Source organism: Nocardioides sp. Soil805 (assembly GCF_001429625.1).
Lineage (GTDB): Bacteria > Actinomycetota > Actinomycetes > Propionibacteriales > Nocardioidaceae > Nocardioides.
In genome coordinates this window covers 336996-349397 of the sequence record NZ_LMSU01000003.1, presented here as the reverse complement: position 1 = coordinate 349397, position 12402 = coordinate 336996, and the positions used below count along the sequence as shown (strand labels likewise).

Genomic DNA, 12402 nt, shown 5'->3' with positions numbered 1-12402 from the left:
CCTACCCCGCAGTAGCTGTACGGTGTGCCGCAATGTCCGACGTCCACGACCTCACCGGCCGCCACATCGCGTTCTTCAGCTGGCGCGACACCCACAACCCCGAGGGTGGTGGCGCCGAGCGCTACCTCGAGAAGATGGCGGACGGTCTGGTGGCCCGCGGGGCCCGCGTCACCATCCTGTGCGCGGCCCACGCGGCCGCGCCCCCGGACGAGACGGTCGACGGGGTGCGGTTCCTGCGCCGCGGCACCAAGCTGAGCGTCTACAAGGAGGGTGTGTCGGCCCTGCTGCGCCGCGAGCTCGGGCGCGTCGACGCCGTGGTGGACGTGCAGAACGGGCTGCCGTTCTTCACCCGGCTGGCCACCCGACGGCCGGTCGTGGTGCTCGTCCACCACGTGCACCGGGAGCAGTGGCCGGTCGTCTACCCCGGACTCAGCGGCCGTGTCGGGTGGTGGGTCGAGCGCCGGCTGGCGCCCCGCCTCTACCGGGCCTGCCAGTACGTCGCCGTCTCGCGGGCCACCCGGGGCGAGCTCGTCGCCCTCGGGGTCGACCGCGAGCGGATCGCGGTCGTGCACAACGGCACCGACCCGGTGATCCCGGTCGGTGTGGGGAAGGCGGCGTACCCGATGATCGCGGTCGTCGGCCGCCTGGTCCCGCACAAGCAGGTGGAGCACGCCATCGACGCGGCGCTCGCGATCCGCGAGCGGCACCCGGACCTGCGGCTGCACGTCGTGGGCAGCGGCTGGTGGGAGGCCGAGCTGCACGCGTACGCCGAGGCGCGTGGCGCCGGCGACACCGTGGTCTTCGAGGGCCACGTCGACGAGCGACGCAAGCACGAGGTCTACGAGCAGGCGTGGCTGCTGGGCCTGCCGTCGCTCAAGGAGGGCTGGGGCCTGGTGATCGGCGAGGCGGGGATGCACCGCACCCCGACGGTCGCCTACCGGTCGGCGGGCGGCACCCGCGAGTCGGTCGCCGACGGGCGCTCAGGCGTGCTCGTCGACGACGAGGACTCCTTCACCGCGACGCTCGCCCGGCTGGTCGAGGACCACGAGGAGCGCGCCCGGCTCGGCGAGGGGGCGCACGCGATGAGCCACCAGTTCACGTGGGGCCACGCCCAGGAGTCGTTCTCCCACGTCGTGGCCAGCGCGGTGCGCGGCGAGATCATCGACAGCCAGGACCCCGACGAGGGGTGACCGCCGTGACCGGCGCGGCGAGGCCGCGCCCGGGTCACTCCGAGACGGTGCCGTACTCCAGCGCGGGGGCCTCGGCGTTGGCCGGGGACTGGTCGGGGGCACCGGTCTGGGACGAGATGACGCCCATCAGCGTGGTGACACCAAGGACAGCACCGGCAACGATGCTCACGAGCGGCGCAACGACAGTTCCCATTGTGGAATGACCCTCCTCAGGTACGTCGCGGACCTTACCAGCCGGTACGGCCCGATGTGCCATTTCGGTGGACGAATCTCCCGCAGGTCAGGGACGGGCGCACCGGCGGGTGTCGCCGAGGGTCCGCCGACGGGCCTGTCGACGGCGCCGGAGCCCCAGGGCGACCGCTCCGGCCGGCACCAGCAGCCACGCCAGCCAGGCCGCCGCCATGGCGGCGCGGCGCGTCGGCGACGGGCGCGGCGTGTCCGCGGCTCCCAGCTCGATGACGGCGAGGTCGCCGTCGAGGGTGGCGGTGCCCTCCAGCGCCGGCACCGGGTAGCCCTCGATCTGCTCGACGACGACGACCGAGATCCCCTCCTCCCGCAGCAGCGCCGACCGCTCCCCCGGCGAGGGTGCGTCCAGCGCGGTGACCACCCGGGCCGCCCGCGGGTCCTCCCCCGCGATCCGGGTGCCGGAGACGACCAGCTCGTCGTTGACCACGACCGGGCGGTCGAGGTAGCGGCCCAACGGGTCCAGCACGCGGCGCGAGTCGTTCCAGACCGGGGCGCGGTAGCTCACGAAGGGCAGCGAGACGGCGTCACCCGCCGGCGCACGGGAGACGGCCTCGCGCGCGTCGTCGTACGCGACCGGGTAGGCCACGGCGTCGAGCCGTCCAGCGACACCCCACGCCGCGTCGGGCATCAGGCTCAGCGGCAGCAGCGCCAGCACGCCGCCCACCAGCACGCGGGTCGCCGGGTCGGGCAGGCGCTCGAGGAGGGCGTCCACCGCCACGGCGACCAGCACGACGACGAGCGGCACGGCCAGTCCCAGCAGGCGCGAGCCGTCGCGCACCAGCCCGCCCCCGGGGACGTCGGCGGCCAGCCGGCCCAGCGCACCCGGCGCCGCCCAGCTCAGCACCGCCAGCCCCGTCCCCACGCCCCAGCACACGACCAGGCCGCCCAGCGCGTCGACGTGCACCCGGCCACGGAGCACCCGCAGGAGCCCCACGGCAGCCGCCGCGAGGAGCAGGACGGTCATCGCCAGGCCGGCCCAGCCGGTGCGCGAGGTCGGCACCACCTCCGCGTTCCAGATCCCGCCGAAGGACAGCGCGGCCGACGGTCCGGTCAGCAGCCCCTCGCCGGCGGTGGCGAACAGCTCGGCGCCGGCGGGGTCCGAGGTGGCCGTCGAGGCCTGCACCAGTCCGGCGACCACCCACGGAGCGTTCGCGGCCGCCAGCCAGGCCAGCAGGACCAGGGTGCGGCGCGCGTCCGAGCGGCGTACGCCGACGGCGAGCGCGGCGACGGCGGTGGCCAGCCCGGCGCTCGCGCTCAGGCTGCCGAGGAGCAGCAGGAGCGGGAGGTACGACGGCAGTCGCGGCCGCTCCCGGTCGCGCAGCGCGACCACCACCCACGGCAGCACCGCGTACCCCACCAGGAGGGGCCAGTGCCCGATCACCAGGCGCTCGACCACGAACGGGTTCCACACCGCCAGCGTCGCGGCGACCAGGCGCGCCGGGACGGACCGCTCGTGCACGAGTGCCGCGGCCCCGGCACCGGCCACCGTCAGGGCACCGAGCAGCACCAGCTTCTGGAGCAGGACGGCGGGCACCACGTCGTCGAGCACCGCGACCACCGCGTCGGAGGGCACGGCACGGGGCAGCGCGCTGCCCAGCCCGAGGGTGTCGGCGCGCAGGTCGAGCCGGGGCACCCAGACCATGTCGTAGCTGAGCACGTAGCCCCACCCGAGCGCCGGGCCCAGGACCAGTGCGGCCAGCAGCAGCGACCAGGCGGTGGGCAGCAGCGCAGGGAGGCGGCCGCGGGACGACACCGTGCCGGGAGCGGCGGTACTCCGTGTGGGCACCACTCCTCCTCCCGGGGTACCGACGCTCCGGCGGAGCAGGCAGGCGTCCGACCCTACTGGCTGGGCACCGCCTAGGCTCGCGCCCGTGGCAGTCATCGACCGCGTCCGCAGCCTGGCGCAGACCAGCGCCGGCATCGCGGTGGCGATGGCCGTCATGAACGTCGCGACCTACGGCTTCACCATGCTGGCGACGTACCTGCTCGGCCCGAAGGACTACGGCGCCCTGATCGCGGCGATGAACTTCCTCATCGTGGTCAGCGTGCTGTCGCTCGGGCTGCAGGCCACCGCCGCACGCCGCATCTCGGCCGACCCGGGGCACGTCGCGCAGATCGAGCGCTCGATCATGCGCGTGACCCATCGGGGTGCCGTCGCGCTCGGCCTCGTGCTGCTCGTGCTCACTCCCGCCATCGACCGGCTGCTGCGCCTCGACAGCCTGCCGACCACGGCGCTCATCGCGGTCGCCGCGGTGCCGCTGACGATCATGGGCGGGCAGGCCGGCATCCTCCAGGGCGAGCGTCGGTGGGGGGCCCTCGGGCTGGTCTACGTCGCGGCCGGCGTCCCCCGGCTCGTGATCGCCACGACCCTGGTCGTGCTGGCACCCGGCGAGTTCACCGCGCTCCTCGGCGTGACGATCGCCTTCTTCGTCCCTGCGCTCGTGGGCTGGTGGGCGCTGCGCACCGCGCGGCAGCCCGGCGAGGTCAGCGACACCCACCGCGGCCGGGCGATCGTCACGGAGTGCCTGCACAACTCACAGGCGCTGCTCGCCTTCTTCGCGCTGTCCAACGTCGACATCATCGTCGCCCGCAACGTCCTGCCCGACCACGACTCCGGCCTGTACGCCGCGGGGCTCATCATCACCAAGGCGATGCTCTTCCTGCCCCAGTTCGTCGTGGTGGTGGCCTTCCCCGCGCTGGCGACGGTGGAGGAGCGACGCCGCGCCCTGGTGCGCAGCCTCGTCCTCATCGGCGGCCTCGGTCTCGTCGGCACCGTGGCCACCTGGCTGCTCGCCCCCCTCGCGATGGTCTTCGCCGGAGGTGCGGAGTTCGACGAGATCCAGCCCTACCTGTGGCTCTTCGCGATCATCGGCACCCTGCTCTCGATGATCCAGCTGCTGGTCTACTCCGTCCTGGCCCGACAGGGTCGGTGGACGGTGCTGTCGGTGTGGGTCGCCCTGGCCTGCGTGGTCGGCCTCGGCCTCACCCGGGACTCGATCATCGGTCTCGCCGTCACGGTCGCGTCGGTCGACGCGGTGCTGCTGGGCCTGCTGCTGGGAGCCGCCGCCTACTTCCTGCGCACGCAGCGCGCCGAGCTCCCCGAGCCCGCGCACACCGCCTGACCGGTCGCGACCCGGCGCCCACGTCTAGTGCGCGGCCTCGTGCCAGCTGCGACCGGTGCCGACGGAGACGTCCAGCGGGACCGCGAGGTCGGCCGCGGCGCCCATCTGCTCGCGCACCAGCGCGGCCAGCGCCTCGCGCTCCCCCGACGCCACCTCGAAGACGAGCTCGTCGTGGACCTGCAGGAGCATCCGCGAGCGCAGCCCCTGCTCGGCCAGGGCCGCCTCGACGCCCAGCATCGCGACCTTGACCAGGTCGGCCGCCGACCCCTGGATCGGGGCGTTGAGCGCCATCCGCTCGGCGGTCTCGCGGCGCTGGCGGTTGTCGCTCGTCAGGTCGGGGAGGTAGCGGCGCCGACCCATGATCGTCTCGGTGAAGCCCGAGCGGCGGGCCTCGTCGACGATGCCGCCGAGGTAGTCGCGCACTCCCCCGAACGTCTCGAAGTACTCGTCCATCAGGCCCCGCGCCTCGCCGGTGTCGATGCGCAGCTGCTGCGAGAGCCCGAACGCCGACAACCCGTAGGCGAGCCCGTAGTTCATCGCCTTGATCTTGGCGCGCTGCTCGGTGCTCACCGCGTCGGCGTCGACGTCGAAGACCCGGGCCGCGGTCATGGAGTGGAAGTCCTGGCCGGAGCGGAACGCCTCGATGAGCAGGGCGTCCTCGGACAGGTGGGCCATGATGCGCATCTCGACCTGGCTGTAGTCGGCCGTCATCAGGCACTCGTGCCCCTCACCGACCACGAAGCCCTCGCGGATCCGGCGACCCGCCTCGGTGCGGATCGGGATGTTCTGCAGGTTGGGATCGGTGCTGGAGAGCCGCCCGGTGGCCGCGATGATCTGGTTGTACGTCGTGTGGATGCGACCGTCGGGGGCCACCGTCTTGAGCAGGCCCTCCACGGTCTGGCGCAGCCGGATCACGTCGCGGTGGCGGAGCAGGTGTTGGAGGAAGGGGTGCTCGGTCTTCTCGAACAGCTGCTGGAGCGCGTCTGCGTCGGTGGTGTAGCCCGTCTTGGTGCGCTTGGTCTTGGGCATGTCGAGCTCGTCGAAGAGCACGACCTGGAGCTGCTTGGGCGAGCCGAGGTTGATCTCCTTGCCGATGACGTCGTAGGCGTCCTGCGCGGCCGCGCGGACCTGGTCGCCGAACTCCGACTCGAGGCCCTCCAGGTAGTCGGTGTCGACCGCGATGCCGGTCTGCTCCATCCGCACGAGGGTGCCGATGAGGGGCAGCTCGACGTCGGCGAGCAGCTGGGTCCCGCCGTGCTCCTCGACCGCGTCGTCGAGGGCCTCCGCGAGGTCGAGCACCGCCTTGGCGGTGAGCATCGCGACGTCGCTGGTGCCGGTGTCGTCGAGGGCGTCGAGGGTCAGCTGGTCGGAGTCGGCGGTGTCCTGGCGCAGCTCGCGCTTGAGGTAGCGCAGGGTGAGGTCGGCGAGGTCGTAGGAGCGCTGGTCGGGCTGGACGAGGTACGCCGCGAGCGCGGTGTCGACCGCGAGCCCGTCGAGCTGCCACCCGCGGGCGGCCAGGGCGAGGATCGGACCCTTGGCGTCGTGGAGCACCTTGGGCCGGGCCGGGTCGGCCAGCCACGCGGCCAGCGCCTCGTCGTCCTCGGGCGAGACCTCGGTGACGTCGACCCAGGCGGCCGCCCCGTCGGCCGTGGCGACCGCGAGGGAGACGACCTCGCCGGTGCCGGCGCGCCACGAGCCCTGGACGGCGACGCCGACGCGCTCGCCGGCGGCCACGTGCGCCTCGAGCCACGGCGCGACGGTCCCGCCGGCGAGCCGCTCGCCGTCCAGCTCGAAGCCGGCCTCGGCGGTGTCGGTCGCGCCCGGGTCGGGGTCGATGGTGTCCATCAGCCTGGTCCGCAGCTCGCCGCGGAACTCCAGCTCGTCGAGGAGCTCGAGCCCGGCCGTGCGGTCCCAGGGCTGCCGGGCCGTCTCGCCCGGACGCACCGGGAGGGTCAGGTCGCGGACCAGGGCGTTGAGGCGGCGGTTGCGGATGACGTCACCGAGGTGCTCGCGCAGCGCCTCGCCCTTCTTGCCGGTGATCTCGTCGGCGCGGGCGATGACGTTGTCGAGGCCGTCGTACTCGTTGATCCACTTGGCGGCGTAGCCCTGGCCCACCCCCGGCACGCCCGGCAGGTTGTCGGAGGTCTCCCCCACGATCGCGGCGAGCTCGGGGTAGCGGTACGGCGGGACGCCGTACTTGTCCTCGACGTAGCCGGGCGTGAGACGAGCCAGGTCGCTCACCCCCCGCATCGGGTAGAGGACCGTGGAGGTCTCGGTGACCAGCTGGATGGAGTCGCGGTCGCCGGTGAGGATCAGCACCTCCATGCCCTCGGCCACGGCCTGGGTGGTGAGGGTCGCGATGATGTCGTCGGCCTCGTAGCCCTCGAGCTCGAGGTGGGTGATGTGCAGCGCGTCGAGGACCCGCCGGATGAGCGGCAGCTGGCTGCTGAACTCGCCGGGCGTCTTGTTGCGCTTGGCCTTGTACTCGGCGTACTCCTCGAGCCGGAAGGTCTGGCGCGACTTGTCGAAGGCCACCGCGACGTGGGTGGGCTCCTCGTCGCGCAGCACGTTGACGAGCATGGAGGTGAAGCCGTAGACGGCGTTGGTGTGCTGGCCCGTCGCGGTCGCGAAGTTCTCCACCGGGAGGGCGAAGAACGCCCGGTAGGCCAGCGAGTGGCCGTCGAGGAGCAGGAGCCGGGGGCGAGAGTCATTCGTCTGCGACACGTCGCGACTCTAGCCGCCGCCACCGACACCGCGACCCACCCGTCACCCGTCGTGCCGGACCCGGACCGGGCCCTCCCGGAACGGGTGGGAGGCGTCGGCCACAATGGCGCCCATGAGCGACCAGCCCCCCACCGACCAGGCCCTCTCCTCCGTCGACGCCGTCCTCGCGCAGATGCCCGAGGGCATGGGTGCGCTCAACGAGAAGATGGGCATCGAGATCACCGAGATCAGTCCCGACCGGATCGTCGCGACGATGCCGGTGGAGGGCAACACGCAGCCCTACGGCCTGCTCCACGGCGGGGCGTCGGTCGTGCTCGCCGAGAGCCTCGGCTCGGTGGGCTCGGCGATCGCCGCGGCCCCCGACCGGATCGCGGTCGGCGTCGACATCAGCGCCACGCACCACCGCTCGGCGACGTCCGGCACCGTCACCGCGGTCGCCACCCCCGCCCACGTGGGGCGCAGCATGGCGACCTGGGAGGTCGTGATCTCGGACGAGCGCGGCAAGCGGGTGTGCACGGCGCGCATCACGTGCGCCCTGGTCCCCGCCCGCTGAGCCTGCTGGACCGAGGACGGGGCGGCGCCGTCGTCAGCCGGCGACGTTCTCCCGGCTGATGCGGCGTGCCGCGAGGACGCGGTCGATGTGGCGCGAGCCGCCCTGTCGGGTGGCGCTGCGTCCCGCCGACCGACGCGCCGAGAGCTTGGCGCGCACCGCGACCGTCGTCGCGGCACGCAGCGTCGCCTGGGGCGTGAACGACAGGCGCGCCATGAAGCGGTTGGCGTCGCGGGAGCTGGCGACGGCCGCGGTGGAGAGCGTGGCGATCCCGTGGCCCTCGGCGAACCGCACGGCGGCCTCGATGAGGGCCGACCCGACGCCGTGGCGGCGGAACTGCGGGAGCACGTGGGGCGAGACGGCCAGGACGGCCGGCTCGAGGTTGAGCGGGGTCAGCGTCGTGGCGCTGAGGTGGATGGCGCCGGCGACCTCGCCGTCGTACTCCGCCACCACGATCGCCTGGTCGGGATCGCCCTCGACCTCGGCGAGCACGCGGCGCAGGTCCGCCAGCTGCTCGTCGGTCGAGCCACGGCGCAGGATGTCTCCCCACAGCTCGCGCAGCGCGGGCAGGTCGCCCGCCACAGCGGCACGCACGGTCACCGGTGTCCGGCTCATGCTCCCACTTCCCACTATCGGCCCCGTAGCTGGTGAGTCCCCCGTTCGCCGGATCCACCCGGCGCACCCCGAGGACCCTACGCCCGTGATGAGCGCGGTGTCCCGCGAGGTGCGAAGTTTTGACTCAGGCGACGCCGAGGTAGGCCTCACGCACGCTGGGGTCGTCCAGCAGGGCCGTGCCCGAGCCGGTCTTGACGATCTGACCGGTCTCCAGCACGTAGGCGCGGTCGGCCCGCGAGAGCGCCTGCTTGGCGTTCTGCTCCACCACCAGGATGGTGGTGCCCTGCTCCGCGATCTCCCCGATGATCGAGAAGATCTGCTGGATCAGCATCGGCGCCAGGCCCATGGACGGCTCGTCGAGGAGCAGCAGCTTGGGCCGCGACATCAACGAGCGGCCGATGGCCAGCATCTGCTGCTCGCCGCCCGACATCGTGCCCGCGATCTGCTTCTTGCGCTCCAGCAGCCGGGGGAAGAGTCCGAAGACCCGCTCGAAGTCCTCGGCGATGCCCGACTTGTCCCGACGCGTGTAGGCGCCCATGTCGAGGTTCTCGGTCACCGTCATGCCCGGGAAGACGCCCCGGCCCTCGGGCGTGAGGCACAGGCCCTTGCGCATCCGCTGGTCGGCGCGGAGCTTGGTGACGTCCTCGCCGTTGAACGTGATGGTCCCCGAGTGCAGCCCGCGCACCCCGGAGATGGCGCGCATGGTCGAGGTCTTGCCGGCGCCGTTGGCCCCGATGAGGGCGACCACCTCGCCCTCGGCGACCTCGAGGCTGATGCCGTGGAGAGCCTCGATCTTTCCGTAGTTGAGGACCACGTCCTCAAGCTTGAGCAGCATCGTCCGGTTCTCCTAGGTAGGCAGCGATGACCTTCGGGTTGCGGGCCACCTCGGCGGGGACTCCCTCGGCGATCTTCTGGCCGAACTCGAGCACCACGAGCCGGTCGGTGACGCCCATGACCAGCTTCATGTCGTGCTCGATGAGCAGCACCGTCAGGCCGCGGTCGCGGATCTTGCGGATCAGGTTCATCAGGTCGGCCTTCTCGGCCGGGTTGAAGCCGGCCGCCGGCTCGTCGAGGCACAGCAGCTTGGGCTCGGTGGCCAGCGCACGCGCGATCTCCAGGCGGCGCTGGTAGCCGTAGGGCAGGTTGCGCGCCAGCTCGTGGGCCCGGTCGGCGATGCCGACGAAGCGCAGCATCTCCATCGACTTGCGACGTCCGGCCCGCTCCTCGAGGGCGTGGCGGCTGATGCCGAACACCTTCGCGAACCCCGCCTTGATCTGGTTGTCCGGGAGCTCGTGCGGCTTGGGACGCACGCGGGCGAGGCGGAACAGCGCGCCGGGCACGCTGGTCTTGTGCCGCGCGTCCGCGCCCACCATCACGTTCTCCATGGCGGTCATCTCGGGGAAGAGCCGGATGTTCTGGAACGTCCGCGCGATCCCGAGGGCGTTGATCCGGTGCGGCTTGCCGCCGCTGATCCTGGTCCCGTCGAAGCGGATCTCCCCCGAGGTCGGGGTGTAGACGCCGGTCATGACGTTGAAGCAGGTCGTCTTGCCCGCGCCGTTGGGGCCGATCAGGCCGAGGATCTCGCCGCGGCGGATCTCGAAGGCCACCTCGTTGAGGGCCACGACGCCGCCGAAGCGCAGCGTCACGTCGTCGACCACCAGCAGTGCGTCGCCGACGGTCCCGGCCTCGGGGGTCGGGCTCTCCATCGTCTGCTCAGGCATCGGCAGCAGCCTCCTCGGCCTCGTTCTTGCGGTCGGCGAACTCTCTGGCTCGTCGGCGGCTCGGGATCAGACCCTGCGGTCGCAGCACCATCACCGCGACCATCGCCACGCCGAACGCGAACGGGCGCCAGTCCTGGAACTCGCGGAACCGCTCGGGCAGGTAGGTGATGAGGAACGCACCCAGCATGGCACCCACCATGTTGCCCGAGCCACCGATGACGACCATGGCCACGAACAGGAAGGACAGGTTGAGCGCGAACCCGGTCGGCTCGACGTACGCCTGCTTGCTGGCGAACAGCAGGCCGGCGGTGGCGCCCAGCGCCGCACCGATGGCGAAGGCCCACAGCTTGAACTTGAACGCGTTGACGCCCATGACGGCGGCGGCGTCCTCGTCCTCGCGGATGGCCAGCCAGGCGCGACCGACCCGGCTGTCCTCGAGACGGCGGGTGAGGAAGATCAGCAGGATCAGCACCGACAGCGCCAGCCAGTACCAGTGGGCGGTCTCGATGGCGGAGAAGAAGTTCTCGCTCGGCTCCGGCGGGGACGGTACGCCGATGATGCCGGCCGAGCCGTTGGTCACGCTGGTGACGTTGCGCGACAGGATGCGGATGATCTCGCCGAAGCCCATCGTGACGATGGCCAGGTAGTCACCGCGCAGTCGCAGGGTCGGTGCTCCCAGGAGCACGCCCGAGGCCAGCGCCAGCGCGATGGCGATGGGCACGCAGGCGACGAACGGCACCGCCCAGCCCTCGGAGAGGCCGAACTTGTCGGCGATCATCTCGGTCACCGGCGACGACGGCGAGCCGAACAGCGCCACCGAGTAGGCGCCGATGGCGTAGAAGCCGATATAGCCCAGGTCGAGCAGGCCGGCGAGGCCGATCACGACGTTGAGGCCGATCGCCACGATCATGTAGATCACGATCAGGAACAGCACACCGCCCCAGTCCGAGCCGCCGGAGGTGAGGTCGGTGCGGATGTAGGCGAAGGGCAGGATGTTGAGGAACGGCAGGTAGAAGGCGAAGGAGATCCCGATCAGGACGATCGGCATCCGCACCCACAGGGGCGCCTTGGAGTACCTGTCCGCGATGTTGAGGCGCGGCAGCCCGAAGGCACCCGTGGCTCGACCCTGCGGGGACGGGTCGGTGGTGCTGTCCGGCGTGGGTTCGTTGAGGTCACTCATGCGCGTGCCTTTCCGAGTGATTCGCCGAGGAGTCCGGTCGGGCGGAACATCAGCACGAGGACGAGCACGATGAACGCCGTGACGTCGGCCCAGTTGGAGCTGAACACCGCGGAGGCGTAGACCTCCACGATCCCCAGCAGCAGACCGCCGACGAGGGCACCGCGCAGGTTGCCGATGCCGCCGAGCACCGCGGCGGTGAACGCCTTGATGCCGATGATGAAGCCGATGTCGAACTTCGTGATGTCGAAGTTGATCGTGAACAGCAGGCCCGCGACGCCGGCCATCGCGCCGCCGAGGATGAAGACCAGCATGATCACGCGGTCCTGGTTGACGCCCATGAGGGCGGCGGTGTCGGGGTCCTGCGCGACGGCGCGGACACCGCGGCCGAGCCGGCTGCGGTTCACGAAGAGGTCGAGCGCCACCATCATCAGCACGGCGCCGAGGATGATGAAGACCTGGACGTTGGTGATGCGGACGTCGCCGATGGTCAGCAGGGTGTGCGTCTGGATCGGCGACGGCACGTTGACCGGCGCGCGACCGAAGGGCGCGCCGAAGAAGACCTTGAGCACGTGGCCGAAGATCTCCACGAGCACCAGCGAGCAGCCGATGGCGGTGATGAGGAAGATGAGGGGTGGCGCGTTCTTCTTGCGCAGCGGCCGGTAGGCGATCCGCTCCACCGCCAGCGCGACGCTCGCGGAGGCGAGTGCCGCCGCGACGAGCGCCGTGAGGGTGGCGAAGATGACCATGGGCATGGCCGACTCGCTGTCCGCCCCGAGGACGGTGTAGACGCCGAGCACCGTCCAGGTGCCGACCATGAAGACCTCGGAGTGCGCGAAGTTGATGAGGCGCAGGACGCCGTACACCATCGTGTAGCCGAGAGCGACCAAGGCGTAGATCGAGCCTCGGGTCAGACCGTCCAGGGTGTGTCCACCCAGACCGTCGATCAATGCGTTGAAGTCCATGTACCTCTCCCAGGGGACCTGCTGCGACGTCGCCGTCCGGTCAACCAGCGGGGCGGCCGGGCCTGTGCCCGAACCGCCCCGTTGGTCATGAG

At 71.7% G+C, this 12402-nt stretch carries 11 protein-coding genes; 3 read left to right on the top strand and 8 right to left on the bottom strand.

Annotated features, from left to right (window positions below):
- The first annotated feature begins 32 nt into the window (after positions 1-32).
- On the top strand, positions 33-1190 hold the full coding sequence (locus ASG94_RS16580; RefSeq protein WP_056927576.1) for a glycosyltransferase family 4 protein: 1158 nt from the start codon (positions 33-35) through the stop codon (positions 1188-1190).
- A gap of 34 nt (positions 1191-1224) precedes the next feature.
- Here the strand turns inward: ASG94_RS16580 and ASG94_RS22040 are convergent, their stop codons facing one another.
- Entirely contained in the window at positions 1225-1383 is a 159-nt protein-coding gene (locus ASG94_RS22040) for a DUF2613 family protein (protein WP_268788623.1), read from the bottom strand.
- Positions 1384-1470: 87 nt separating this feature from the next.
- Positions 1471-3222, bottom strand: coding sequence for a hypothetical protein (locus ASG94_RS16575; RefSeq protein ID WP_156411638.1), 1752 nt, complete (start codon positions 3220-3222; stop codon positions 1471-1473).
- 85 nt (positions 3223-3307) lie between these two features.
- Here ASG94_RS16575 and ASG94_RS16570 point away from each other — a divergent pair, with 85 nt between their 5' ends.
- The gene (locus ASG94_RS16570; RefSeq protein ID WP_056927574.1) at positions 3308-4558 is read left to right on the top strand and encodes a lipopolysaccharide biosynthesis protein; all 1251 of its coding nucleotides are present in this window, start codon (positions 3308-3310) and stop codon (positions 4556-4558) included.
- Positions 4559-4582: 24 nt separating this feature from the next.
- On the opposite strand, the gene polA is transcribed toward ASG94_RS16570, so the two are convergent.
- Complete coding sequence (polA, locus tag ASG94_RS16565; protein ID WP_056927573.1) at positions 4583-7282, bottom strand: DNA polymerase I; 2700 nt, start codon at positions 7280-7282, stop codon at positions 4583-4585.
- A 112-nt stretch (positions 7283-7394) separates the two neighbouring features.
- On the opposite strand from polA, the gene ASG94_RS16560 reads away from it, so the two are divergent.
- Entirely contained in the window at positions 7395-7835 is a 441-nt protein-coding gene (locus ASG94_RS16560) for a PaaI family thioesterase (RefSeq protein ID WP_082624271.1), read from the top strand.
- Between the two features lie 33 nt (positions 7836-7868).
- On the opposite strand, the gene ASG94_RS16555 is transcribed toward ASG94_RS16560, so the two are convergent.
- The 5 genes from ASG94_RS16555 to ASG94_RS16535 all read right to left on the bottom strand — a co-directional run bounded on the left by ASG94_RS16555 (position 7869) and on the right by ASG94_RS16535 (position 12310).
- Positions 7869-8447 (bottom strand): GNAT family N-acetyltransferase, encoded by a 579-nt coding sequence (locus ASG94_RS16555; RefSeq protein ID WP_082624270.1) that lies wholly within the window; start codon positions 8445-8447, stop codon positions 7869-7871.
- A 124-nt stretch (positions 8448-8571) separates the two neighbouring features.
- Positions 8572-9282, bottom strand: a complete 711-nt coding sequence (locus ASG94_RS16550) for an ABC transporter ATP-binding protein (protein WP_056927571.1) — start codon at positions 9280-9282, stop codon at positions 8572-8574.
- Positions 9266-10168, bottom strand: coding sequence for an ABC transporter ATP-binding protein (locus tag ASG94_RS16545; RefSeq protein WP_056927570.1), 903 nt, complete (start codon positions 10166-10168; stop codon positions 9266-9268). The genes ASG94_RS16550 and ASG94_RS16545 overlap by 17 nt, the downstream gene beginning before the upstream one ends.
- A complete protein-coding gene (locus ASG94_RS16540) occupies positions 10161-11348 on the bottom strand; it encodes a branched-chain amino acid ABC transporter permease (RefSeq protein WP_082624269.1) in 1188 nt (395 codons plus the stop codon). The genes ASG94_RS16545 and ASG94_RS16540 overlap by 8 nt, the downstream gene beginning before the upstream one ends.
- Positions 11345-12310: a branched-chain amino acid ABC transporter permease gene (locus ASG94_RS16535; protein WP_056927569.1), complete on the bottom strand. Its 966-nt coding sequence runs from the start codon at positions 12308-12310 to the stop codon at positions 11345-11347. Before ASG94_RS16535 ends, ASG94_RS16540 begins: the two co-directional genes overlap by 4 nt.
- Positions 12311-12402: the final 92 nt, after the last annotated feature.

Excerpts from the sequence above, each read along its gene's own strand:
- ASG94_RS16560 (WP_082624271.1), top strand. The coding sequence starts at position 7,395 with ATGAGCGACCAGCCCCCCACCGACCAGGCCCTCTCCTCCGTCGACGCC.
- ASG94_RS16540 (WP_082624269.1), bottom strand. The coding sequence starts at position 11,348 with ATGAGTGACCTCAACGAACCCACGCCGGACAGCACCACCGACCCGTCC.
- ASG94_RS16580 (WP_056927576.1), top strand. The coding sequence starts at position 33 with ATGTCCGACGTCCACGACCTCACCGGCCGCCACATCGCGTTCTTCAGC.
- ASG94_RS16545 (WP_056927570.1), bottom strand. The coding sequence starts at position 10,168 with ATGCCTGAGCAGACGATGGAGAGCCCGACCCCCGAGGCCGGGACCGTC.
- ASG94_RS16535 (WP_056927569.1), bottom strand. The coding sequence starts at position 12,310 with ATGGACTTCAACGCATTGATCGACGGTCTGGGTGGACACACCCTGGAC.
- ASG94_RS16555 (WP_082624270.1), bottom strand. The coding sequence starts at position 8,447 with ATGAGCCGGACACCGGTGACCGTGCGTGCCGCTGTGGCGGGCGACCTG.
- ASG94_RS22040 (WP_268788623.1), bottom strand. The coding sequence starts at position 1,383 with ATGGGAACTGTCGTTGCGCCGCTCGTGAGCATCGTTGCCGGTGCTGTC.
- ASG94_RS16550 (WP_056927571.1), bottom strand. The coding sequence starts at position 9,282 with ATGCTGCTCAAGCTTGAGGACGTGGTCCTCAACTACGGAAAGATCGAG.